Genomic DNA, 25377 nt, shown 5'->3' with positions numbered 1-25377 from the left:
TCTGAAAGATGAGACCGACCTGGATATGTTAACTCTGACGTGCAGAGTCAAGTGCTTATCCTTAAGGAGGTGATCCACCCACACCTTCCGGTACGGGTACCTTGTTACGACTTAGTCCCCCTTACCCCCCTCACCTTCGGCCGCTCCCTCCTTACGGTTAGGCCACGGACTTCGGGTGAAGACAATTCAGGTGACTTGACGGGCGGTGTGTACAAGACCCGGGAACGTATTCAACGCAGTATAGCTGACCTGCGTTTACTAGCGATTCCACCTTCATGCAGTCGAGTTGCAGACTGCAATCTGAACTGGGGGCGTATTTTTCGGATTTGCTCCACCTCGCGGTATTGCTGCCGTTTGTTTCGCCCATTGTAGCATGTGTGAAGCCCCAGTCGTAAGAGCCATGCTGACTTGACGTCATCCTCACCTTCCTCCGGCTTACACCGGCGGTCTCCTATGAGTCCCCGACTTTACTCGCTGGTAACATAGAACGAGGGTTGCGCTCGTTGGCGGACTTAACCGTACACCTCACGGCACGAGCTGACGACAGCCATGCAACATCTGTCTTCAGGTCTCCTTGTGGGAGAGGGCCCTATTTCTAGGACTTTCCATCGATGTCAAGACTGGGTAAGGTTCTTCGGTTATTATCGAATTAATCCACATGCTCCACCGCTTGTGCGGGTCCCCGTCAATTCATTTGAGTTTCAACCTTGCGGCCGTACTCCCCAGGCGGGATACTTAACGCGTTTGCTTCGCTCACTGGGGGGGTCGATACCCCCAACGAGTAGTATCCATCGTTTAGGGCGTGGACTACCAGGGTATCTAATCCTGTTTGCTACCCACGCTTTCGCGCCTCAGCGTCAGATAACGCCCAGTGACCTGCCTTCGCCATGGGAGTTCCTCCTGATATCTATGCATTTCACCGCTCCACCAGGAATTCCAGTCACCTCTGCGTTCCTCAAGTCTGCCAGTATGAAAAGCCATTTCTTCGTTGAGCGATAGAGATTTCACTTCTCACTTAACAGACCGCCTACGCGCTCTTTACGCCCAGTAAATCCGGACAACGCTTGCACCCTACGTCTTACCGCGGCTGCTGGCACGTAGTTAGCCGGTGCTTATTCTCATGGTACCGTCCTAAGTCTTTCCATGAAAAAGGAGTTTACAGACCTAGATCCGTCATCCTCCACGCGGCGTCGCTGCATCAGGGTTTCCCCCATTGTGCAAGATTCCCAACTGCTGCCACCCGTAGGTGTGTGGGCCGTGTCTCAGTCCCACTCGGGGGGATCATCCTCTCAGACCCCCTACCCGTCGTAGCCTTGGTAGGCCGTTACCCTACCAACTAGCTGATGAGGCATAAGCCGCTCCCGAAGCGAAAAACCGTTTAATCGCAGATAGATGCCTACCCGCGGCCACATCTGGTATTACTCGACGTTTCCATCGGCTATCCCAGTCTTCGGGGCACGTTGCTTATGTATTACTCCGCCGTTCGCCACTAGAGATTGCTCTCTCGTTCGACTTGCATGTTTTAGGCACGCCGCCAGCGTTCGTCCTGAGCCATGATCAAACTCTCCGAAAAAAATTTCCTATTCCCGACTGAACGGGATCAGGTCGTTTATTTTCAGGGGTCGAAGTTTTTCCCTTGCGGGATCCAAACGTCTCTCGATTAGATTATCGTTCCTCGTTCGGCCTTCGTTTTGCAGGACCGTAGTCCTGCTTGTAGCTCACCTTACCAAACGCACTCTATACAACTTTCAAGGAGCTTGCCGACCTCTCGGACAGCAATTGGAATTATAGGCACGTCTCGTTGCGGAAGTCAAGGGTCCCAGGCGATTTCCTCGCATCTTTTCGGTTCTCTTAACCGTCCCCGCTCTGAGTCGCGAGGGCAAGTTGTACCCCACTCAAACCCCTAATGCAACGATTGCGGAAAAGTCCCGCTGAATATGGGCCATTCCTTGTAAAAAATGGGCCGGAATCGGCGGTTGCGGTTCAATTCGGCGACGGCCGTGTGCTGCAGAAAGGTCCCGCCGAGGACCGACGGGACCTCTGAAATGCCCTTAGAATCGTGCTTTTAATTCCCAAATGGGTGGAAATCAGCTAACGATATCTTTCCCCATTTTCGACAAAAGGCTTTAAGCGTTGGGTGAGGAGTGCATTCCACCCCGTTGTGTAGAGACTCTTTCTTTCGTCAGTCACCTCTCCAACGACGCGATGGGAAAGCTTGAGTCGTGTGTCTTTGCCTTCGGCTTCGAGCCGGTATTCGACATATCCTGCGACCGCGCCCGACATGCCCATTGGCCCGAGCATTCGCAGCTCTTTGCCGGGTTCGGCGTAGGTGACGGTTGCGTATAGCCCGCCGCCGCCCTCAAACTCTTCGAAGAACCGTCCTCCAGGAAACGGTTCGAGGGTGATGTGCTTGGGCGCATCTGAGAAGGAGTGTGACCACCAAGCGCCGATGTTTTCGGTCAACGCTTTATATACAGTGTCGGGGGCACCCCCAATGACGATCTCTTGTTCTATTGTCATCTGATCCATTGCTAATCTCTCCGCGCGGCTCTCGGATTCGACCGTTCGCCGCAAAGTCAGGAGCGAAGACGCCCATGCCTGCTGATACTGGCTCACCCAACGTTCGTGCGCCTCTTGCAAGGGCACAACGTTGATGTGGTTCCACCTCTCTCTTCCCTGCCGACGCAGCACGACCAGGCCAGCTGTGACCAGCACCTCCAGATGCTTCATGATCGCAAACCGCGTGACGTCGGGGAACTGCGCGCATAGGTCGCCCGTTGTCCGTGGTTTCTCCTTGAGCATGTCGAGAAGCCTTCGTCGGGTGCGGTCGGAGAGGGACTTAAATACAGAATCCAGGCCGTCTTCGTTCACCGATTAGGAGCATAACACAGATTTGGTCTATATGTGACCATATGGTCACATAATCTTTCAAAAAACAGGACCGTCCCTTTTGAGGGACGGTCATTCGCCCGTGGCTGGGGTTCATTTGACGCGCTTGAGCGTGAAGTCTTCCATGAAGGTTTCTTTGCCGTTTTGATAGAAGCTCCATTGATCTTTGTAGGTGTCCTTGTCGAGGAACCAGACGTTCACGTTGTGCATGTGCCCGGTATTGATGTCTTTCAAGCCGGTGCCGTTTTTGAACCTGAACTCGATGGTTTTACCGTCGGCAGAGATATTTGTGGCCTCAAGCCTTGGCTGGTTGCGGGCCACGCAGTAGTGAGTGAGGATGAGCTTGCCGATGTCGAGCGAGTACATCGTGACCATCTGGTCGTTTGGGTGGGCGTCGTAGTCGGAGGTCGCCATTACGACGGAGCCGTTGGCGATGAGCCTGTATTCGATCTTGATGTTGCGACCGGTTGAGGCGTCCTTCCCTTCCCAAACGCCGACCATGCTCTTGAATTGGTCGAAGGCCAGTTCAGCGGCAGATTGCGGCTTTTGGGCGGACGTTTTGCCGTGATTGTGCGGGTCTTGGCGGCTAAATCCGAAGAGGGCGGAGGCGGCGAGGAGGAGTGAGAGCGTGATATGCAGCTTTTTCATGATGTCACCACCTTTAATATACATCATAAAATATACTTACTATTATTTATTCTGGCAATTACTTGATACGGCCGGACTTTTGGAGGTTTGCGAGGCGCGACCGCGCATTGTCCGCAAAGGTGCTCATGGGGAATACGCGAATGATCTCACGGTAACAGTGGGCCGAGCGCTCGAAGTTTGCAATCTGCCCTTCGCACAGGACACCACTGCGAAACATCGCTGCCTCAAGGTCCGATTGCGATGGCTGTGGATGCTTGAGAACGTGATCATACATTTGAAGCGCCTGAATTCCTTGCCCTTCCCTTTCCAGCTTTGTTCCGACCTCGAAGAAAGCATAGGAAGGAATGCTTCCTGGGTCGGCGGGGAACTGTAAGAGGATGCTCGACATGGTGGCAGCGGGCATCTCTTTGACCAACTGCGGCAAGGCACCCAGAAAGGCTCGAATGCAGGTGTCGGGGCTGGAACCCCCTTGCCCTAATACCGTCGGTTTTGGCGGGCCACTCATAAATCCCATACCAGCCTGCATCGCCATCGGGTCGATTTTCTGCGGATTGTAGTGGCTGCTGTAGCCGGTGCCGGCGGGCAGTGTTGAGTAGCTCCTGCCACGGATGATGGATAGCATCCAATGCGTAATGATTTTATGATCCTTTGGATTGATCTCGTAAAGAGCTTGTAGCTCTGATGCTGAAAGAAGACTGAGGTCTTTTGTTTCGTCGAGGCTTGCCTTCGCTTCGCTCGTGTAGGCATCGTCGCGGTGGGTTCGGAGCAACATACAGATGAGGAACCCACCACCCACTCCGCCAAGGTGAGCCAAATGGGCGACTCCACCCCCGGTTGCACTCACAAGGGCGCCCAGTACGTCTAGCCCAACATAGATTAGCCCGACGACCCACATCGCCCAATCGGTGATACCGTACCACCAGATGCCGAAGAAGTACAGCATCATGACCTTGGCATGCGGGAACATATAGATCGCCGCCCCCATAACGCCCATGATCGCACCAGACGCACCAATACTTGGCAGATCTGGCTCGCGTGCTCCCATTAGCGCTAGGTGCAGGGCGTCACCGGCTAGACCAGCTAAAAAGTAGACAGCGAGGAACTTAGGTGTTCGGAAGCGACCCTCCACGGCAAACCCGAAGAGGTAGAGAAACCACATGTTGCCGAGAAGGTGAAAGAGATCGGCATGTAAAAACGTGCTTGAGAAGAATGTTAACGGACTCATATTGTTGTATGAGAGCCCGTAGTTTTCGACAATTGGGTCCTTGATGCTCAGGAACATGTCGGACGTAAAGGCATAAACCACTACGTTCGCAATAATGAGGAGGACCGTCCCTACTGGAAAGCTTTCCGGAGGATTCTTAGATCGAATCGGCAGCAGCACGTTCTAAAGTTCTAAATGAACATAGTGCGTTCCTGCAAATACTAATCAGGAAGGCTTGGAGCCTTTTCTCTTTCTCGGACTTTTGCAGTCCGCTCCCACAATTCAATCGTGCGCATGTCGCGCCGACGTCTTTCCATCGCTTGATCAATCTTTAGAGTGAGCAGTTCGAATGTATCAATGCCCGGGGAGTTTTTCTCGACGTAATCGAACGCTCCACGCTTCATGCATTCGACGGCATTTGCAACGTTGCCGTAGGCGGTCATGACGATAACTTCGGCGAAGAGATCACGCGAGAATGCGGCGCTGAGTACGTGGAGGCCTGCTTCGGGGTCATCCATGCTCATATCGGTGACGATCACGTCGAAGGGTCGCGCGGTGTCGAAGACCTTCTTGATTCCGTCCTCGGCGCTGACCGCTGTCTCGACGCCATAGCCGCACCTTTCAAGTCGACGAGCTACGGCCTGCAAGACATCGGGCTCGTCGTCAATCACCAAAACACGCGTCATATTGGCTTGATTATAGCTTGGGGCAGGGAGGGGGTGATGGTGGAGTGCCCAATTAAAATAAGCGAGCCGCTATAGCGGCCCGCTTATTCCCTATCTGTTTCTGAGTCGATTAGCCGGGCGTCGTTGTCAAGAACTGAATGAGGTCAGCCTTGAGGACGTGCGACTTGGATGCCTTGAGTCCGAAGTTCGTGCGGAACACGACTTTGACCGTTCCATCCGCGCCCACGAATCGAGCCAGGTTACCGAAGAGTTGGAGGCTAACCGTATTCGAATTCGGAAGCGGCCAAGCCTTGATGAACTCATAGGAGTTTGTGTTCCAGTTCCAAACCCAGACCATGCCTGTTACGGACAAGACCTGGTTGGCCTTGATCTTCACGAACATGTTGTTGTACGGTCCGGGGGTGACGTTGAAGGTTGCTTCAACAGCCGCCGCGTACCCGAGGGATTGGATGTAGACCGACGAAACGTTGTAGGTTACGTTGTTTACGGATTGGACCGAAGTCACATCTCCGCCAGCATAGTTTCCAAGGAATGCGGCCACGGAGGTTGCATCCCATTCGTCGGCAACTTCGATTGGACTGCTTACCGACCAAGAGACGATTTGAGTTGCCCAGCTATTGCCATTGATCGTCTTGGCAACTCCCCAGAATGTGAGCCCATCACTGGGATCAATCTGCACGGAGTGATAGTCACCCCAGCGTCCGCCGTAGCCCGAACCTGTTGAAGTGGCCATCTGGACGGGAGTGCTCATGACGCCCGGAGCATCAGTCGATTTTCGCGAACAGATCATCACGTCGGCAGCGACCGATGGGCTGCTGCGTGTGAAGATGAGCGAGACATCGCCGAGGTTGTTGACGGCGATACCTGGCATGAATGCGTCTTGTCCGGCGTTCGCCGTGACCAAACCTGCCATATCGGTGGTTGGGGTTCCGACCGGATAGTTGTTCATGCTGATTTGGTACCAGCGCGAACCGATTCGGTTATCGTTTGTCATCGCGACGTGCGTTGTGTACAGCTTCCCGTTGATGAACGTTGCTTGGAAAACGCGGTCGCTTACCGGGTCGAGCACACTGCCGATGGTGTTTGCGTTTCGTGTGACCTGGTTGTAGGACGGAATGCCGACTGAGGTGAAGTTCAGTACGGGCACGCCCGCCGTGTTAGTGATCGCGTACATCCGTACTTGGCCCGTGTTCTGCAACGAAATCGCATAGATCTTGTCGAGAGCGTTGTCGCGTGTCTCTGCCATCTGGACGGAATAACCGCCAGCGTGGACAAGCGATGTCACTTGAGCGGCAGCGCCAGTGAGGAGCTGTGCCTTCTTGATTACGACGAACTGTGCGCCACCGAATCCACCGTTGTTTAGGCCGAACATATTGCCCGAGCAAACCACGGCATCCTTGTTGAGACCCCAGCCCGGGTAGTCGAGCCAGAAGGTATCGGCGCCGACCGTGAGCTTACAGTTGATTTTGTACTTGAACCAGTTTCCGACGGGGTTGTCATCGTCGGAGACAGCAATGAGTAGATTGGAGTCGTCGGCAGTCTTGTCTAGTGCGACAACGAAGTATCGGTCCGTATTCGCGTCGTAGATCGCTTTGGGGTCGAAGACAAAGCTGCTTGCACCGACACTGCCGAAGAAACCGGACGCGCCATCCATTCTCTGCTGGAAAACCTTTGTGCCCGTCTTGGTGAAGAACGCAATATCCGAGTTCACGACTTGGACGACGTGCGTCTTACCCACCGCGATGTGGGGGTCGGCAGGGACCCATCCCGTCGCTGTGATTCCGGGGAAGTAGGCCTTGCCGGTGGTGTTCTTGTATGGCGCTATGCCTCCAACGGGAAGCGCATTCATCGCTTCGGGTGGAGCCAAGATTAGGTTGCGGCCGGGGTTCTCGGGTACGAACAGGCCTGCGCGCATGATGGGGTTAATCTGCGGTTGGAACTTTGCAGTGCTCTCCACCACGGCTCGTGACGTTGTAAAAATCTTGGTCGGGCCGACTCGCCCCGATTGGGCTAATGCGGCGCTGGCCAATACTGCCAAACCGACCGAGCAAAGAGTCAAACGATGTGTATTCACGGGCATTCTCCAGAAATTCAGACGTGTCGTGCGCGAACGAATGATGCACACGACCGGGCAATCTGTAACAATCTCATTCTCAAGAATACTTTAGAACTGTCCGATTTACGTGCAAAAAATCTATATAGACCTGAAAATTTGAGCCTGGAACTGCCTGCAAGCAACCGATGTTCTATAATTGTAGGAACTGGGGGCGAACGGGTTCGACAGAGCTGGTTCGACTTTCCGTTGCGAGCCGAGGAGCCGTTGGCCTCGTAAAAAGCGGCAAAAAAGTAAAAGCGAACAACAATTTCGCCTACGCTGCCTAATTAACGCAGCGCGTCCGCCCTCTCCGAGTCGGTAGGAGAGAGTTCGGGTGTAACAAAATCCGGATCGCTCAGTGAGTTGCCGCTTGAAGCAAGCTGAGTTAAACTAATCGAGCTGGGTGTCAACTGGCCGGTCTCAGGGCAGGTTGGCACTAAGATTAATCTGGGAAGACGCTCGTGGTGATGGTTAGTGCGACGGTTTTGGAAGGGAGTTCAATTCTCCCCGCCTCCACCAGATTTCCTTTCTGACTGCATTGTTTGCAGCGCGGATTCATAATCGGCTTATGGCTGGTCGAATTCGCGAGGCGCTCCTTGACGATGCCCATGAGATGGCGCGGTTAAGTGTCCAGCTTGGCTACTCGGTGAGCCTCGAACGCATGCGGTCATCCCTTCAATCGTTTCTTGACGACCCTGAGCGTTTTGTGTTTGTGGTCGAGTCGGAGAATAAGATAGTCGGCTGGATGGGCGCTCGCCTTGATGCTGAACTGACAAGCGAGCCTTACTTGCTGATTTCGGGCCTCGTTGTGGACGAGGACAGTCGGGGCGAGGGGCACGGCAAGGCGCTCATCAACCATGCCTTTGCACTTGCCGATCAATTGGGCGTCGAAAAAGTGCGCCTGCGCATGAATGAGAAACGAACGGAGGCGCACGACTTTTATGTGCGGTTGGGGTTTGAGGAGATCAAACGCCAGGTTGTTTTTGAGCGATTGATGAGCGTTTAGCACCCGCCACATTCCAACGGCTGCCCGGTCGAATAGATCGGGCAGCCGTAAAGAATCCCTTAGGAATGAAGCTAATCCGCGCTTTCTGCGGGAGGAGGTGTTCCGCCGCCGCCACCGCCGCGCTGCTGTCCACCGCCACCGGCTCCTGTTGCGCCGCCACGACCTTGTCCAGGGGCACCAAAGCCTCCGGCTCCCGGTGCGCCCATCTGCATCAATTGAGTCGTGCCGACAACCTTAAGGTCCGATTTCTGAATCTTGATCAGGTTGTTTCCGGAGACAACATAGAGGAAGAATTGGTCGCTGTCGATGGCTGCTCCACCGCCGCCACCCATTCCCCCGGCAAAGCCGCCGAAACCACCTTGTCCGCCTTGCCCTGGTCGTTGGTTAGGGTCGCCGCCGCCGAAGCCTCGCGGGCCCGCGCCGCCTTGGCCACCATTTTGGAAGCCGCCTTGATCTCCCTGCGCAAATGAAGTTTGTGTCGTGATCGCGATTGTCGCGATTGCGAGTGAAGCTGTACAAATTGTGATCGTAGCCCAATGTCGTTTCATCGAAGTCCTCCGCAGACCGTCTTCATCGGACGGCGAGCATCTCGGTGGAATGGACGCAGGTGTGAGGATAGAGTTCAGTTAGATTGATTCAGCCCGCGTCCGGCTTGTAGAATCCTTGAATGCCCGAATCGTTTAAGCCTGTCCCCTATCGACCGGAGCGCGTGCCGGTCGATCAGGTTCGAGAACGTATTGAGAAGGAGTATGAGATTGCTAACGCCAGGCGGACCGTTCGGCAGTTTTCATGCGATCCCGTTCCGAGAGATGTCATCGAGAAGGCGATTCTCGTCGCGGGTACGGCTCCAAGTGGAGCCCATCGCCAGCCGTGGCATTTTGCAGCGATCGGCGACCCGGAGATGAAGCGGAAGATTCGAACCGCTACCGAGGTTGAGGAGCGAGCGTTTTATGATGATCGCGCACCCGATGAGTGGCTTGAGGCGCTTGCTCCGCTTGGCACCGACTTTCGCAAAGAGCACATAACGGCTGCGCCTTGGGTGATCGTTGTTTTTCGTCGCGATTACGACCTGCTGCCCGACGGTGGACGGTTAAAGAACTACTACATGACCGAATCGGTGGGGATTGCGGTCGGATTCCTGATTCAAGCCCTGCACCATGCGGGTCTTGCGACACTCACTCACACTCCCGCTCCAATGACATTCTTACGCGATCTTTGCGGCAGGCCGATTAACGAAAAGCCCTTTGTGCTTATGCCGGTTGGTTACCCTCATCCGGATTGCATGGTGCCCGATCTTGGGCGCAAGTCTCTTGCAGAGATCAGCTCGTTCTTTACAGAATAAGCCTTTGCGTTACACATCCGTGACGGGCAGTAAGTCCCCGTAGGATTGCTTGTCTCTCGGACCTCTTTCCTAGTCGGAAGGCCCAAATATCGCATCGCAAACGACCAGCATGCCTAATTCTTCGTTCTCTGGCGACATTTGAGGAGGGTGTATCCATACAATCCCACGTTTTGTGGGCGACTGTCCCACTGCGTTTGAAGAGAGAAGGAAGAACATGAAAACAGGAAAGATCAGCATTATCGCCATGGTGGCGATGGCCACGGCAGCCGTATCGGCTTGCCCTTTTTGTCAAACCAAGACGACCGGAACGTTTATCGGCGAAACCGTCTTGATGGGCAACGGAACCGCACGCTCTTGGGTTCGAATCGGCGAGGATAAGAAGCCTGAGGCTGTCGGCGTTACAATGTCGGAAAGCGCCTTTGAGAACCTCCCCAAAGATATGGGAGAGGATGGCATGGGGCACAGCTTCCTCGTCACGCTGCCCAAGCAGGCAAACGTTACGCCGTTTAACCACGTCAGCATCGATTGGAACCCAGAGGGGCATGAGCCCGCCGGAATCTACACGACGCCGCATCTCGACTTCCATTTCTATATGGTGTCTACAGCGGAGCGGGCGCAGATGAGGATTGTCGACGGGGACCTCTCTAAGTTTCAGAAGCCGGTGCCCAACGGCATGATGTCGAAGGGTTATGTCTATGCGCCTGGAGCGGAGATGCCGTACATGGGAGCACATTGGGTGAATCCGAAGAGCCCGGAGTTCAACGGCACGCCGTTTACTCAGACCTTTATCTTTGGTTCCTACAACGGCAATGTCCACTTTTTTGAGCCGATGGTGGACTTGGGCTGGATGCTAACCAAGCCACAGTCTGAGCAAGAGATCGTGCTTCCGGAAAAGGTTGCAAAGCCCGGTTACTACCCGACGGTCTACAAGGTCACCTACGATACTGTGCGCAAGGAGTACAGCGTGACTCTTGAGCGGTTTGTTTACCGCAAGTAGATCTGCACTCGGAATATCTAAGAAGGGTCGCTTGCTTGTGCAGGCGGTCCTTTTTCTTACTTAACTCGAACTTGGTAATACACAATCACAGGGCGAGAAAGCGGAAGCTCGCAAGTTTGCCGGTCAGAATCCACATCAAAGGCTCTAAGAATTATCATGTGCTTTCGTGGAAGAGGAACCCGGAAAAATCAGCTGGCGATAGGCTGACTCGTTATGCCGTGTTCTTGGGCTCGACAGTGCATGCTCTGAAGCTCCTTGTCATCGCGCCAAAGGAGTCTAAATCTGTTGAGTTCGCGGGCGACCTGGATGCTCTGCAAGAGAAAGCGAAGTCGCTTTCTCACGAAGATCAGTTTTTGCGCCTCGCAAAGTCGATGGGAGAATCTGCGGAGGTGTTTGCTAACCACCAACGCGAGTCGATAGAGGAGATCATCGGCGATCTGGATCAATCGCTCCGTGATCTTGTCGGTTCGTTGGATAAAGCGCTTGAATCTGGTGACAAGATCGCCAGAGGCGCGAACGGGATGACCCGACGCCTTAGTTCCATTGACAGTATTTCGAGTTTTGAAGAGCTGCGCCAAACTGTTGCCCAAGAGGTTCGAGTACTCGCCGATGCCGTTAGCGAGTACAGGAACTGCACCGCTGAGATTCACGAGCAGTACCGAGCGGAGTTAGAGGAGATGCGGGCTCGGCTGGAGTCCGCCAACGCCGCCGCAAGGGCAGATAGCTTAACCAAACTCCCCAATCGCACCTCGCACGAGTATCGACTTTCTGAGATTGTTGAGCTTGCCCGTCAGGGGCAAACCGCTTCTTTGGCGGTGATTGACCTAGACGGTTTCAAGCTGATCAACGACACCTATGGACATCAGGCCGGAGATGCTGCGCTCGTTGAGTTCACTCAGCTCTTTTATAAGACGTTTGGGCGTGACTGCTCTGTCGCCCGGCTTGGCGGAGATGAGTTCACGATTATCGCCAAACAATCGGCTGAGCAACTGACCAAGCGGCTTGAAGATTTTCTGATCCGGGCACTGAACACACCTCTCAATATTGGTCCCGTCATGACCGCGATCGGGTTCAGCTATGGGGTTGCCGAAATCACCAGCGCTAGCACGTGCAACAGAGTCACTCAGGAAGCCGACGAGCGGATGTATGCCTTCAAGCGTGAAGCCAAGCGTCAGAAAGCGGCGTGAATTCGAGATCGGACATCTGAAATCAGATATCAGATATCGATTCCGGCATACTCGGCATACCGGTCGAACAGGTTGTGCGCGGCTGGATAGCACGAATGCGGCGACATGAAGTGGGGAAACTCGAACGTGATGATCTTCTCGGCAATCTGAGCCGCCGTCTCCATCTTGAACCGCAGATACCGCCAGTCCGCCGGGGGGAACTTGATCGGCATATCCCGGTCGAACGACTCGAGGTTCGACCAGATCGTCGCCCCATACTTCCGGCCAAGCTCACCGATCCCCTTGATGAAGTGCGGCAACTCCTGATAGTGAACCTGCCCGTCCTGAAACGCGCAGATGTCGAACGCGCCGCGCGTGTCGGCAAAGATGCGATCCCAGTGGTCGAACGACTCCTCCAGCGTAAAGGCGTTCTCATGAAGCTGCTTTGCCCCCTGCGGGTAGGGAGAGATGAGCACCGGCACGTCTTTCAGCTCCTTGCAGAACCGTCCGATATGGTTGAACAGCTCGATGATGTGGGCGTCGTTCTTGCCCGTCTCGTGGCTGAGATACCAGCCCTTGAACGACGGGTGGTGCCCATACCGCTCCACGGCCTCTTCCAAAAACGGCTTGTTGACCTCGACCTCTTTCCACCATGTTCGCCGCATCCAATGGAAGCCCGAATCGTAGGTGCCGAAGTAAACGCTCAGCCCAAACTCGTCCGCCAGAGAGTAGAAGGTTTCGCCGATGTCGTCGTAGATCGGGAGCAGGTCGGGGAGGGTCTTGCTGGGGAAGATGCACTTGTTCTGATAGCCCGCGCGGATGATGATGACGGTGTCGATCCCGATCTTGGAATAAAGCTCAAACTCCCGCCGCCACTCCTTCGACCCCCAGTTTTGGCTCGGGATGTCGTGGGTGATCTCGTCGAGGAACGTACCGGTGATGCGCGCTTGCGTGGGCATGAGAGATTGTAGATCGGAGATTGCAAATTGATGATTGAACTCCTGCGAAATGTAATCCTCAATCAACAATCTACAATCTACAATCCCCGTATGCCTGTCCTCACCGGCCTCGACCGCCTCCTCTCCCAAAGCTGCGCTCCGCTGAAGGGAAAGCGGATTGGCTACGTCTGCAACCAAGCGTCGATCACTCGGGGTGGGGTTCTTGGGCTGGATGCGCTGATCGCCAGACAAGACAAGGATGGGTTCGAAATCGGGGCGGTCTTCGGCCCGCAGCACGGCATCTGGGGGCACACCCAAGACAACATGATCGAGTGGGAGGGATACCGCGACCCGCGCACCGGCCTGCCCTTCTACTCCCTCTACGGCGAGCACCGCGAGCCGACCGACGCCATGCTGAGCGGTCTCGACCTGCTCGTCATCGACATCGTCGATATCGGCGTGCGCTACTACACCTTCATCTGGACCATGACGCTCTGCATGAAGGCCTGCGAGCGGCTGGGCATCCCGGTGTTGATCCTCGACCGCCCAAACCCCATCGGCGGCACTCAGGTGGAAGGAACCGTGCTCGACCCGGCCTATGCCAGTTTCGTGGGTCTGCATCCGCTGCCCATGCGTCACGGCATGACGGCAGGCGAAATCTCCCAGCACATGCAACGGAATCACCATCCGGGTTGCGATCTGTCGGTGCTGGAAGTGCAGGGCTGGGATCGAGCGCAGTATCACGACGAAACCGGGCTCCTTTGGGCGATGCCATCTCCGAATATGCCAACCGTCGATACAGCCGTCGTCTATCCCGGACAGTGTCTTCTCGAAGGCACCAAGCTCAGCGAGGGCCGGGGCACAACCCGTCCTTTCGAATCATTCGGCGCGCCGTTCATCGACGGCTGGAAGCTCGCCGACAGCCTTAACGCAATCCAACTCCCGGGCGTCTTCTTCCGGCCCGTGCAGTTCATGCCCACCTTCCAAAAGTTCAAGGGTGAAGTGTGCCAAGGCTGCTTCATCCATGTCACCGACCGTCGCGATTTCCGGCCCGTCCTTTCCACGGTCGCGATCCTTCAGGAGGTCGTGCGGCATTGGCCCGACGAATTCCGGTGGCAGGACCCGCCCTACGAATACGAAACGGTCCGGCTTCCGTTCGACATCCTGGCGGGCAACGGCTGGCTGCGCCCCGCGATTGAGGGGCTCACGCGACTTGGTGAGATTGGGGAGAGGATGGATGGGGAGTGTCGGGGGTTCGTCGGCAAGTAGTTGTCAGGTGGTTGGCAGGTAGTCGACAGGTAGTCGGCAGGTGGGCTCAAAATAACTTGATCGCACATGTTGACAACGAGGCAACAACTTGCAGACGCGCCAAAGAATTGTGGAAAAGGTGTGCACAAAAAGGAAGCGATTATCCCAATTCTCTCGTTATGATGATTTAAGAGATGAGGAACATCTCGAAAAAGGCATAATGCCGCCTCGGCGGCAGCGGGGGACCCACCTATGGGGTGAATTCCTTTCACAAGGAACGGATGGTTCTTGGTCCGAACCCGGCAGCTAACCTCGTATGCCCATGCAAGAACCGGACAAAGTCGTCCAGGAGAGAACTGAAAAAATGACGGAACACGAAATCCGTGCTCGGGTCAACGCTATAGTGTCTTCGCCGCTTGAGGGTGGGCGAAAAGCTCGGCAATTGCTGGGAATTTCTCGTTCTTTGAAGGCACAACGTCGATCCCTTTCGCTACAGCGTTCGATGAACCGATCCCTCTGGGACAGGAACACCGCATCGCATCTTGATCGCTTGCTGGCCAGCATCTCGCTTTTGCACGAAGATGTGCGGGCGGCTGCTTTTGCAGCGATGCGTTCAAGCCGCGTGTGGAGCCCGTAACAGAAGTCGATTCTGAGACTCTTGCGAGAGTCCGTCTTTTCGGGGATAGAGAGGGCTGCAGGCCAGGACGGCCTGCGGCTTTTTTGTGGGCCTTCCACCTGCGGCGTTGAACCTGACTAAGCCATAATCCTCGAAGTGTCCAAGCCCAGAACTCCAGCGCTCTTCGGCATCTTCCTCACTGTTTTGCTGGATATGCTGAGCTTTGGCTTAGCCATCACGGACATTCAGATTCGCGGTGCCGCTTTAGTCAAGTCGGCGGGTTACTACCCCGAAGGCGTGATTATCGGGCTCCTTATTGCTTCTTTCTCGATTGCGCAGTTTATTGCAGGCCCTTATTTAGGGAGGCTCAGCGACTTTATAGGTCGACGTCCGATCCTGCTCGCCACCTGCTTTATGGTGATTATCGGGCACTTCACGTATGCCTTTGCCGAGGTGTTCTGGATCATGCTTCTGGCGCGCGTCTTGGGTGGGCTTGGCAGTGCGAATCTGAGCGTCGCCTTTGCCTACGTGTCGGACATCACAACCCCGGAGAATCGGGCAAAGGGGATGGGGATGGTGGGGGCGGCGTTTGGTATCGGCTTTCTTATCGGCGCACCCGCGGGCGCGTTTCTGCTGGAACTGGGGGGTGGGCACCCGCACATTCTTGGTTACACCGGCGCCGCGCTAGCCGCGATCAACTTCCTCTACATCGCATTTCTCTTGCCAGAAAGTCTTAAGAAGAACGACGATCCCGCACCTAAGCCGAAGCAGACCACCTGGAGCACACTTTCTGCTGCCTATACAAATCCACAACTCGCGATTCTCTTGAGCGTCTTCTTCACGACAAACTTTGCATTTGCGAACCTGGAGACGACTTATATGCGGCTCACTGATGAGTCGTTTAAGCTAACCCAAGTTCAGGCCTCCTTCCTACTGGTGTTGGTGGGGGCGGTGAGCGCGGCAACTCAAGGCCTTCTTGTAAAGCCGTTTACTGCTCGGTTTGGAGAAATACGCATCCTGCGCTTTGCCTACTTTATGCAGGCGCCAATGTTGGCGCTCATTCCATTTGCCCCGCCGTGGATTCCACAGATCATCGGCATCATGATTCTGGGAACGGTCACCGGGCTCTCGCAGCCGAGCATGAGCAGTTTGATCTCGAAGACAGCGCCCCCTGAGATGCAGGGCGGGATTTTTGGGGTCACGCAATCGCTGGGTTCGGTTGCTCGAATTATAGCTCCCGTCATCGGCAATGCCCTGTTTAGCATCGCTGCGTGGGTGCCCTATGCCTTTGCGGGTGGGATCATGCTCATCCCTGCGATAGGTACCTTGAAGATACGGGAACCCGAGCCGACGGATTCGGATCAAACACCCATACCTGCGCATTGAGGCGTGTTGAAACGATTAGGTGGACGGTATGCTGTTTCAAACCCGTCTGTACGATTGACGCCATCTACACTTATGACGAATGAATCCAATCAAAAAGGGGAAAACAGAGCCAACAAGCCGTCCCGAATACGTCCCGATTGGATCGGTCAGTTGATTGGCCTGCTCGTCTTTCTGCTTGGCATTGCTGGGTTGATGCTCACGTTCAAACTTTCTTACGATCTCTTTTCCGTGCCACCTGACCAGGTGATCTCGACGAAGGACGGAAAGGGGCTGGATGTTGCCAAGGCCGGGGCTTCACTCATGACGGTTGTTTGGCGAGTGGTCATGCTCTTCGTCATGGTGGTTGCCAGCGCTGTTGTGGCGAACAGGGGTATCCGTCTCTATCTTGCGAGTCGTGAGACGCCGAAACTCCCTGAGCACTCACCGACGGAAACAGGCTCTTAGTCCATATTTCGTCAAAAGAAGCAAGCCATCGTTAGGCATGTGCGGCGGGGAGCTTCCCCGTATGTCACCATTTGCAGTAGGATGGCTGAAACTCCCGTTCAATCAAGCCCAAACGTTGCTGCCGTACAGCCGCAACGCAGGACGGGTGTACGGCGTGGGCTTTTCCTTACTTCCGGCATTCTCTTCGTGGGGCTGGGCACCCTCGGACTATTCGTGCCCGTTATGCCTTCGACCATTTTCTTCATCCTCGCGCTATGGGCTTTCAAGCGCAGCAGCGAGAGACTCGAGAATTGGCTTCTGCAGCATAGAATTGTTGGCCCAACACTACGAGATTGGGATGAGAACAAGTGGATCCGCAGACGCACAAAGGTCGTTGCGATTACAATGATCTGGCTCTGCATCGGAGTTTCTTGTTACTTCGTCCACAAGCCTTTTGTGTACGGCATCCTTGCGATCACTGCCCTCAGTTTGACTTGGTATATCGCTTCCCGCCTTACGAAGCCTGACGCGGTGGCCTGAATTCGGCCTGAACAATCGGGGCGCGGCGAACCACTCATCTGAGGAACCAGGCCAAGAAAATCTGTACCGGAAAGTATGGTTTGAACCGGTCATGTCCTGCGATTGAGTCTGCGGGTGTGCTATCCTATGGGCGCGATTTCGGCTCATTGCAGGCCCGAGGAGAAAGCATTTGGCATCGGATACCAGCGACTTCAAGAACGGTTTAGCCATCTACCAAGATGGCGAGGTTTATCAGATTATCGAGTTCCAGCACGTGAAGCCCGGCAAGGGTGGAGCGTTTGTGCGAACGAGACTGCGCCGACTACGTAATGGCAACGTTATCGAAAAAACTTATAGGTCTGGCGAAAAAGTAGAAACCGCGTTCCTTGAAAAACGTAAGATGCAGTATCTATACCGACAAGGTGACGAACTGGTGCTCATGGATTTGGAAACTTATGAGCAAGACCCTGTGCCGGCAGATGCTTTTGGAGACCAGATTAAGTATCTTAAAGAGGACTTAGAAGTCAGCGCAGTTGTGGCTGACGGTCAGGTGCTCGGTTACGAGCTTCCGCCCTTCGTTGAGATGGCGGTTGTTGAAACCGACCCCGGCTTCAAGGGGGATACGGTCAGCGGCAGCAACAAACCTGCCAAGCTAGAGTCGGGCGCCGTTGTGAACGTGCCCTTCCACATTAATGAGGGAGATATTGTCAAGGTCGATACGCGAACGGATACCTATCTGGAGCGCGTCAAAAAGTAGTTGTGTGCCAACTGACGCTTTTGCACGTCATAGCAACGAGGGGCCCCGTTCGAACAGATGAAGAAACAGCCTTATGGCCCGGATACCACCCGCAGCGACTTTATTGCCGCGCTGATTGAAAACGCCAGCCGATTTTTGTTTTGGGCTGGTGTCGTGGTTTCCGTACTGGCCATAGCCGCGCTGATCTTTACTTACTCAGCCTTCAGCGGCGGCAACAGCCCCGGCAGCGCCGAGCAGGCCAAGAGCAATATTCAGCTATTCCAAACTCTGCTTATTGCAGGCACCTTATCTGCGTATGTGGGAAGCGCCTCACTTTTTTGGGGTGAAGAGGTTCTTGGAGTTTTGCAACTCGGCTTTGCTGCGGCTCTTTACTTTGCTCCGTTGTACGTTCCGAACCTGCTTTCTGGGGGCAACACCCCCGGAGATGTGGGACAGGCGGCTTTAGCGGCTGTTCAGGCAGGCGGAATCTGGTCTGGCATTATCGGTGTGGTTGTTCTGGTGACGGATATTGCGGCCCGCGTCAAGCAGAGAACAACGATTGGCTCGCGACTGGATCAGCTGAAGTACGGCAAAGGGATGAAGGAGGAGGCCGACAAGCAGAACATCTTTATGGGCAAGTGCTACCAACTTCCCTTCTGCCGAAAGTTTGTCCGCGAATCTTGTCCGATTTACCATAGCCGTCGCACTTGTTGGAAGGAGCGCGTCGGGTGTATGTGCGAAGAGCAGGTCATCCGCGATGCGATGGCGGGCAAGACGATCCCCAAGGATTCGGTTGCGGCTTCAAACTATATCCCGCGAAATCATAAGCTTAGTGACGGGCAGAAGGCAGAGCGATGCCGCCAATGCGTCATTTACAACGAGCACCAAAAGCATAAGTACAAGCTCGCCATGCCCACGGTCATGATTGGCTGGGTGCTGCTTTACCTCTTGTTCCGTGGGCCGTTGCTTACGATGGCTGGCAATCTGCTGAATACGATCGACCGAATCCTGGGAAGACTCACCTATCAGAAGGGTGGCGCGGTGGAGCAGCAGGTCCAACAGTCAGGAATTCCCTTCCAGGAGATTCTCCTGGTGTGCTTGGTGGTGGTAGCGCTCGCTTATACCATCCGCGTCGTTGAGTATCTGATCTTCAAGCTCAAAATCTAATGCGCGAGATATCGGCGCCCATCCAGATCGACGGTTCTTATGGCGAAGGCGGAGGCGCGCTGCTCCGCACCGTCCTTGTGATGTCGACTCTGACCCAACAGCCTGTGCAGGTTTCTGCCGTGCGTGGTCGAACCAAGTTTCCAGGGCTAAACGATGAAGACCTGACCATTCTACGTGGGCTGGCGGCTGTTTGCAAAGCGGAGACAGTAGGCGCTCAGGTTGGCTCGCACGAGGTCACTTTCCGTCCCAAATCACGGGTGAAGGCGCTGAGCCAGCGAATCGATATCGCCGACGCAGCCAACGGAACGGGCAGCGCGAGCGCGTGTTTGGTGTTGAACACGCTTCTGCCAATTCTTGCTCGGACGGGCGCGTTCTCTTCGATTGACGCCCCTGGTGAGACCTATGGGCACGGGATTCTCACATACGACTATTTCTCTCAGGTCACCTTGGCGCTGAACCGACGCATGGGGCTGTATGCGTATTCCGACATGGTGCTTGCTGGATTTGGAAGGGGATCGCGGGGAGAGGTGCACCTTGAAGTTGAGCCCAGTGTCATTGAGGGCATCCAGTGGGCTTCTCGGGGAGAGCTAGTTGAATGTCGAGCGACAATCGCAACTTCGGAGTTGTCGAAGGATGTGGCGGCGCGTGGGGTTGCACACCTTGAGAAGTTGGCAAGAGATGCGAGTATTCCGCTCACCATCGACGAGGTTGTGGTGAACTCGAAGTCACCCGGCGCTTACGTTACGGTCTGGTCCGAGTTTGAGCGCGGGCTCGGGGGCTCGACCGCGATGGGCGTTAAGGGTCTGCGGATGGAGGCGGTTTGTCAGCAAGCTTTCGGCGCGTTCTTGGATTGGATGAAGACCGATGCGACATTGGATTCTTACCTTGCCGATCAGATCCTTCTCACGGCTGTGGTTGCCCAAAGCGACTCTTCTTTTAAAGTGCCCCGGCTGACGGAGCGGTTTTTGAGTATGGTTTGGGTCATCAAGCAGCTCCTGCCGATTCGCATTACCATCAAGGGTTCTGTTGACCAACCTGGTGCGGTGACAATCCGCAAATAAAAAAATGGTCCTCGTCGTGCTGCGCAGACAAGGACCGAGTGAGCGCTTCCGGAGATTGCGATTCCTGCGCACTCTGGCGTTTGCCTCATGCAACAAGATTGCCCCCGGTTTTCACGCCTTTACGGCGTCTATGGTTTGGGTAGGTAAATCTATCTTTTAGTTTGGTGAAGTCCACCGCACACTGCCGAGTACGACTCATAGTCGCGCTTCGATGAGCATGTGTGGCACAAATTAAAGATGGGCTTTGTGCCTCCATTCGTTCGGTTGTTTTGGAGGATGTGTATAAAATTTGGGGGCTCAAATACAAATAGAGACCGGCTCTTTCGAGCCGGCCATCTAGGATGCTATGCGAGCAGGAATTCTTAGCCTCGGAGGAGTGCCAAGACCTGTTGCGGTGCTGAGTTCGCTTGTGCCAGAACTGACAGACCGGACTGCTGCAGAATCTGGAGCTTGGTGAACTGAGTCATTTCGCTTGCGATGTCGGTGTCGCGGATCGAGGATTCGCTGGCCGACAGGTTCTCTCGGGCGACGCCGAGGGCGCGGATGTTCGAGTCCAGAATGTTGCGCTGGAACGAGCCCATCTCGCCTCGTGCTCGGGAGATATCGTTGATCGCCTGGTCGATAACCTTCATGGCGTTCGTCGAACCGTCCTGGCTCGTGATGTCGAGGTTGCTGAGGTTTAGACCTGCAACCACACCCGATCCAAGCTGGCTGGCGACGAAGTTGCCGAGCGAAAGGTTGGCTGTCTGGTTAGCGTTGCCGCCGACCTGGAACGTTGCCGAACCCACGCTGAGGTAACCGATGCCGGTTGCCGATGTCGATGCACCCGGGGTGATCGAGATCGAGTTGCCGTCGTTGTCGGAAAGGACGAGGCCGCTTGCTCCGCTGCGTCCACCGGTGAAGGTGACTGTGCTGAGACCGCCGGCTGTCGCGCCGTTCGTGTCGATCACGACTGTAGCGATTGCGTTTGTACCCGCTGCTGTGGTCGTGCCCGCCGTGTTCAAGATGCCGGTGGCATCCGAAAGAACGATGCTGCCCTTTGTACCGTATTCGGTTGTCGTCAAGGTGACGCCCGTGCCGCTTGTCAGGTCGGCGGTGACGCCGGTCTGTGCGGAGACGTTGTTGATCTGGTTGATCAGGTCGCCGATCGTGGTGGCCGACGTCGTGTTGAACGTGTAGCCGTTGATCGAGAGCTGGCCTGCAGCAACTGTGTCGGTTGTGGCTGTGTAGATCGTCGCACCAGCGATGGTTCCCTGGGTTGCGCTTGTCGTCACAGTCATCGTCACGAGTGAGTTCGTGGTGATAGCTCCACCGCTGAACTGACCGCTGAAGTACATCGACGAAACGTTTGCCGAGCTGGTAACCGAAGCCTGGACGCCGGCGCTGCCATCGAGCAACTTCTTGGTTCCAAACTGGGTCTGCTGAGCGATTCGTGTGATCGAGTTCACGATCGAGTTGAGCTGGTTCTGGTTTGCCTGAAGCTGCGAGGAGTTCAGGGTACCGGTGTTCGCCGAAGAGACGGACAGTGAGCGAGCATCGCGAAGAAGTCGGTTGACTTCGTCGAGAGCGCCCTCTGCGGTCTTAACCATGTTGACGGCGTCCTGGTTGTTGCGGGTTGCCGCATCAATACCGGACAACTGAGCGCGGAAGCTCTCAGAGATGATCAGGCCAGCGGGATCGTCCGCGGCAGAGTTGATGCGCAAGCCGGTCGAAAGACGCGTGATCGACTTGCTGAAGTCCATGTTTGTGTTTGAAACGTTGCGAAGCGCGTTCATTGCAGCAACGTTCGTGTTCACTCTGAATGACATTGTGGTTGTGTTCCTCCGTGAAACGTGACTTGGCCGGTGCTTCTTGCTCCAGTTGCATCGCGTGACATCCTCACAAATGTCTTTCCAGGTATTCCTGCCGGGAATACCTGGTAAAATTACCTGGATTTTACGTATTTTTGCTGGCTGGTAGATTTATGGGGCTGAAAATAATCCCTGATTGAATACAAGGCACATCTCCGCCCTTCGTGTAAGGATCGTAAGGAGTAAGGGTTGTAAGGGGAATGAAGACTACACTCGGAAATGCCTGACTGCTAGAACGCCATTGCTTTCCGAGGTGTCTCCTTGGAACGTGGCATGCACGGACAATCAAAGTCCGAGATCTGTGCCCAACTCCGAGCTCCATGCCTTAAGCTCCCAACTCCGATCACCCAACCGCGCATAATAATCTCTGATGGGCCTCGTCAACAGGGTCGGGAGGAAAAGACCACGCGCGCGCTTCGCGATGGGCATGCTGTATCTGATCCTGACCGCTGGTGCCATCACCACTGTCTATCCGTTCCTCTTGATGCTTTCGACGGGCTTTAAGGGCTCGACCGATCAAAACGACAATCAACTCATCCCCGAATACTGGAGCAACGTTGCGGAGATGGATGAGGACGGACAGCTCGCCAAGGGATCGCTTCTGAATAAGTACTTGGACGACAAGTACGCGGGCGATGCGACGATGATTGCAACGACCCGTACCGGAGAAGAAGCCACTCCGGATCGCATTGCAACTTACGTGAAGTTTCTTGAGGAACTCCCCCTTGATTATTGGAATGCGGGATTTCGTCTTGCTTCGACACAAGTGACAAGTCGACTCAACGCCGAATACCAAGCTTGGCTGCGCGAGAAATACAGCAACGATATTAACGCTCTCAACAAGGCCTACATCGAAGAGAACATTGACTTTAGGACAGTCTCCCCGCCTGCCGAGATGCTGGAGCGCAAAGTTTGGAAGGCTAAGGATACGGTGAAGTATCGCGAGTGGCTTGTCTTTAAGCGGTCGCTTCCGGCTGAATTTCGGGTGCCGATTCGGGAGCAGAAGCTCTTCCAAGACTACTTAAAAAGCAAATATCAAAATCAGCTAGCGAATGTGCCGCCGATTGTGGTTGGTGAGGCTGAGAACTTTGATCAGATCACGCTCCCGCGCGGTGGACCGGTGCTCGACGATTTTTATGCCAACTGGCTGCCGGAACGATACAAGAACGGAGCCTCTGAAGCGACTTGGGCGACCGTGAGCCAAGAGCCCATGCCGATTGAGGCTTACGAACGTGCCTTTGTTGCCAGCAAGGCGAGTGAGATCCGGCGCGAGTTTGCCGCCCGCAACTACACCTACGTTATCGAATACATCGTTATCAATGGGCGTGCGCTTTGGAATACAGCGATCTTCTGTCTGCTTGCCATCGGAAGTCAGCTCATCATCAATCCATTGGCGGCTTACGCGCTTTCACGGTTCCCCATCAAGGCATCGGCGAAGATTCTGCTCTTTCTACTCGCGACTATGGCCTTCCCTGCCGAAGTTGCGATGATCCCGTCCTTTTTGATGCTGAAAGATTTTGGGATGCTGAACACCTTCTGGGCGTTGGTTTTGCCGGGGGCGGCGTCGGGATACATGATCTTTTTGTTGAAGGGCTTCTTCGACTCGCTCCCCTCCGAGCTGTTTGAGGCAGGTCAGCTTGACGGCGCTAAAGAGACGACGATGATGATGCGGATCGCGATTCCGCTTTCGCGACCTGTTCTTGGGTATCTGGCCTTGATCGCCTTTATGGGGGCTTACAGCTCGTTTATGTATGCCTTCCTGGTGGCGCAGGATCAGCGGATGTGGACGTTAATGGTCTGGATATACCAATTGCAGAACGTGGCGCCGAGGGCTGTCGTCATGGCTGCGCTAACCGTTGCCGCAATCCCCACGCTCGTGGTGTTCCTTGCTGCCCAGGGCGTGATCATGAAGGGCATTGTTCTGCCGGGGGAGAGGTAGGGGAGATGCGTCGGCAGGTAGTTGGCATATGGTTGGCAAGTGGTCGTCAAGTTGTTTTGAGATAGCTTTCAGTGCTTGAACTACCTGCCAGCTACTTGCCGACCACCTGAGGGCTACTTGCCAACCCTTCCCAGCAGGACTCCCCCGCTCTGCGCCGAATCCCCTGATTAATGGTCACACGACGCACGCTGATTGCCACCGGCCTTGCTGGAATCGCTTTTCGAAATGAGACCCTTGACATCGTCGGGAAGTGGATCGACCGCGTTGCCAACGATCCTCTCCAAGCCGCACAGGATGAAGACTTCTGGATGCAGATTCAGGAGGCATTCACCCTCGACCGAACGATGATCAACCTCAATAACGGCGGCGTGTCGCCGTCCCCGAGAGTGGTGCAAGAGGCGATGCGACGGTACTTGGAATACTCCAACCAAGCGCCAAGCTACTTTATGTGGCGACACCTAGAGCCGCAAATCGAATCGGTGAGGCGACGGCTTGCTAACACCTTCGGCTGCGATGCGGAGGAGATTGCCATCACCCGCAACGCTAGCGAGTCTTTGGAGAATTGTTTGTTTGGCTTTGACCTGAAACCGGGTGACGAGGTGCTGACGACATCACTCGACTACCCGCGCATGATCACCACCATCCAGCAGCGTGAAAGACGTGAGGGGATTAGGATGGTTCAGGTTAGTGTCCCCCACAAGCCCAACAGTCCCGCCGAACTTACCAAGGCCATCGAAGGCGGCATCACGCCAAAAACCAAGCTCATCCTCTTTAGCCACGTCAGCTTCCTCAATGGCCTCATCTTTCCCAGCGCTCAGGTTTGCGACCTTGGCAAACGGCACGGCATCCCCGTCATCGTCGATGGGGCGCATGCTTTTGCCCAGATCCCATCAACAGTGCAGTCGACCCAAGCCGAATACTATGGAGTTTCCCTGCACAAATGGCTTCTCGCCCCTATTGGCACGGGGATGCTCCACGTGAAAAAAGCGAATATTGGCAAGCTGTGGTCGTTGATGGCTTCTGGCGACAAGCAAGTGGACGACATTCGCAAATTTGAGGAAATTGGGACGCATCCGGCGGCGAATCATAACGCCATAGCTGAGGCGCTTACCTTCCATGAGCTGATTGGGCAAGAAAGGAAGACAGCGCGTTTTCTCTACCTTCGCAAGCGTTGGACCGATAGGCTATCCAGCCACCCCAAGGTGCAGTTTCACACCAACCTCGACCCTTCCCTTTCTTGTGCCCTGTGTACGGTGGGTATTGAAGGGATCGAACAAGGGAAGCTCGCCGAGTGGCTGTGGTCGAAGCACGGCATCTTTGTGACCACGATTGCTCAGCCTGAGTTTTCGGGCATCAGGGTTTCGCCAAACGTGTACACAACCGTGAAGGAGATTGACCTGTTTGCCAAGGCAATGCTCCAGGCTGCAACCGAGGGGATTGGCTAGCCGAGTAACATCACAG

Annotated in this window: 21 protein-coding genes, 1 rRNA gene and 1 other RNA gene; 14 read left to right on the top strand and 9 right to left on the bottom strand. The window is 55.0% G+C overall.

Going from position 1 to position 25377, the window contains the following annotated elements; genetic code table 11:
* Positions 1-62: 62 nt before the first annotated feature.
* From KF784_13865 to KF784_13840, 6 genes are all read right to left on the bottom strand, one after another.
* A 16S ribosomal RNA gene (locus KF784_13865) occupies positions 63-1573 on the bottom strand.
* A gap of 518 nt (positions 1574-2091) precedes the next feature.
* Positions 2092-2871 carry a helix-turn-helix domain-containing protein gene (locus tag KF784_13860; GenBank protein ID MBX3120147.1) on the bottom strand — a complete coding sequence of 260 codons (780 nt, stop codon included), beginning with the start codon at positions 2869-2871 and terminating at the stop codon, positions 2092-2094.
* 111 nt (positions 2872-2982) lie between these two features.
* Positions 2983-3537, bottom strand: a complete 555-nt coding sequence (locus tag KF784_13855) for a hypothetical protein (GenBank protein ID MBX3120146.1) — start codon at positions 3535-3537, stop codon at positions 2983-2985.
* A 58-nt stretch (positions 3538-3595) separates the two neighbouring features.
* Positions 3596-4921, bottom strand: coding sequence for a rhomboid family intramembrane serine protease (locus tag KF784_13850; protein MBX3120145.1), 1326 nt, complete (start codon positions 4919-4921; stop codon positions 3596-3598).
* Positions 4922-4962: 41 nt separating this feature from the next.
* Entirely contained in the window at positions 4963-5427 is a 465-nt protein-coding gene (locus tag KF784_13845) for a response regulator (GenBank protein ID MBX3120144.1), read from the bottom strand.
* Between the two features lie 109 nt (positions 5428-5536).
* Complete coding sequence (locus tag KF784_13840) at positions 5537-7501, bottom strand: hypothetical protein (protein ID MBX3120143.1); 1965 nt, start codon at positions 7499-7501, stop codon at positions 5537-5539.
* Positions 7502-7690: 189 nt separating this feature from the next.
* Between KF784_13840 and ssrA the strand changes: the two genes are divergently transcribed.
* Together ssrA and KF784_13830 are read left to right on the top strand one after the other, a co-directional pair.
* Positions 7691-8041: a transfer-messenger RNA gene (ssrA, locus tag KF784_13835) on the top strand.
* A 49-nt stretch (positions 8042-8090) separates the two neighbouring features.
* Positions 8091-8528, top strand: a complete 438-nt coding sequence (locus KF784_13830) for a GNAT family N-acetyltransferase (GenBank protein ID MBX3120142.1) — start codon at positions 8091-8093, stop codon at positions 8526-8528.
* Between the two features lie 71 nt (positions 8529-8599).
* Here the strand turns inward: KF784_13830 and KF784_13825 are convergent, their stop codons facing one another.
* Positions 8600-9076, bottom strand: a complete 477-nt coding sequence (locus tag KF784_13825) for a hypothetical protein (GenBank protein MBX3120141.1) — start codon at positions 9074-9076, stop codon at positions 8600-8602.
* A gap of 119 nt (positions 9077-9195) precedes the next feature.
* Here KF784_13825 and KF784_13820 point away from each other — a divergent pair, with 119 nt between their 5' ends.
* From KF784_13820 to KF784_13810, 3 genes are all read left to right on the top strand, one after another.
* A complete protein-coding gene (locus tag KF784_13820) occupies positions 9196-9870 on the top strand; it encodes a nitroreductase family protein (GenBank protein ID MBX3120140.1) in 675 nt (224 codons plus the stop codon).
* 214 nt (positions 9871-10084) lie between these two features.
* Entirely contained in the window at positions 10085-10867 is a 783-nt protein-coding gene (locus KF784_13815) for a DUF5602 domain-containing protein (protein MBX3120139.1), read from the top strand.
* A 116-nt stretch (positions 10868-10983) separates the two neighbouring features.
* On the top strand, positions 10984-12054 hold the full coding sequence (locus tag KF784_13810) for a diguanylate cyclase (protein MBX3120138.1): 1071 nt from the start codon (positions 10984-10986) through the stop codon (positions 12052-12054).
* Between the two features lie 29 nt (positions 12055-12083).
* On the opposite strand, the gene KF784_13805 is transcribed toward KF784_13810, so the two are convergent.
* Positions 12084-12992, bottom strand: coding sequence for a DUF4434 domain-containing protein (locus KF784_13805; GenBank protein ID MBX3120137.1), 909 nt, complete (start codon positions 12990-12992; stop codon positions 12084-12086).
* Between the two features lie 90 nt (positions 12993-13082).
* On the opposite strand from KF784_13805, the gene KF784_13800 reads away from it, so the two are divergent.
* From KF784_13800 to KF784_13770, 7 genes are all read left to right on the top strand, one after another.
* On the top strand, positions 13083-14240 hold the full coding sequence (locus tag KF784_13800; protein ID MBX3120136.1) for a DUF1343 domain-containing protein: 1158 nt from the start codon (positions 13083-13085) through the stop codon (positions 14238-14240).
* 751 nt (positions 14241-14991) lie between these two features.
* Positions 14992-16221: an MFS transporter gene (locus KF784_13795; GenBank protein MBX3120135.1), complete on the top strand. Its 1230-nt coding sequence runs from the start codon at positions 14992-14994 to the stop codon at positions 16219-16221.
* A 72-nt stretch (positions 16222-16293) separates the two neighbouring features.
* Positions 16294-16665, top strand: coding sequence for a hypothetical protein (locus KF784_13790; GenBank protein ID MBX3120134.1), 372 nt, complete (start codon positions 16294-16296; stop codon positions 16663-16665).
* A gap of 81 nt (positions 16666-16746) precedes the next feature.
* On the top strand, positions 16747-17184 hold the full coding sequence (locus KF784_13785) for a YbaN family protein (protein MBX3120133.1): 438 nt from the start codon (positions 16747-16749) through the stop codon (positions 17182-17184).
* 169 nt (positions 17185-17353) lie between these two features.
* The gene (gene efp / locus KF784_13780) at positions 17354-17920 is read left to right on the top strand and encodes an elongation factor P (protein ID MBX3120132.1); all 567 of its coding nucleotides are present in this window, start codon (positions 17354-17356) and stop codon (positions 17918-17920) included.
* 57 nt (positions 17921-17977) lie between these two features.
* A complete protein-coding gene (locus tag KF784_13775) occupies positions 17978-19066 on the top strand; it encodes a hypothetical protein (GenBank protein MBX3120131.1) in 1089 nt (362 codons plus the stop codon).
* A complete protein-coding gene (locus tag KF784_13770; GenBank protein ID MBX3120130.1) occupies positions 19066-20127 on the top strand; it encodes a hypothetical protein in 1062 nt (353 codons plus the stop codon). The genes KF784_13775 and KF784_13770 overlap by 1 nt, the downstream gene beginning before the upstream one ends.
* Positions 20128-20489: 362 nt before the next feature.
* Here the strand turns inward: KF784_13770 and KF784_13765 are convergent, their stop codons facing one another.
* Positions 20490-21923 (bottom strand): hypothetical protein, encoded by a 1434-nt coding sequence (locus KF784_13765; protein ID MBX3120129.1) that lies wholly within the window; start codon positions 21921-21923, stop codon positions 20490-20492.
* A 424-nt stretch (positions 21924-22347) separates the two neighbouring features.
* On the opposite strand from KF784_13765, the gene KF784_13760 reads away from it, so the two are divergent.
* Positions 22348-23916 carry a carbohydrate ABC transporter permease gene (locus tag KF784_13760; GenBank protein ID MBX3120128.1) on the top strand — a complete coding sequence of 523 codons (1569 nt, stop codon included), beginning with the start codon at positions 22348-22350 and terminating at the stop codon, positions 23914-23916.
* 170 nt (positions 23917-24086) lie between these two features.
* On the top strand, positions 24087-25361 hold the full coding sequence (locus tag KF784_13755; protein MBX3120127.1) for an aminotransferase class V-fold PLP-dependent enzyme: 1275 nt from the start codon (positions 24087-24089) through the stop codon (positions 25359-25361).
* Positions 25362-25377 lie beyond the last annotated feature (16 nt).

The sequence above is a fragment of the Fimbriimonadaceae bacterium genome, assembly GCA_019638775.1.
Classification (GTDB): domain Bacteria; phylum Armatimonadota; class Fimbriimonadia; order Fimbriimonadales; family Fimbriimonadaceae; genus JAHBTD01.
This window is presented reverse-complemented; position numbering and strand designations above follow the sequence as displayed.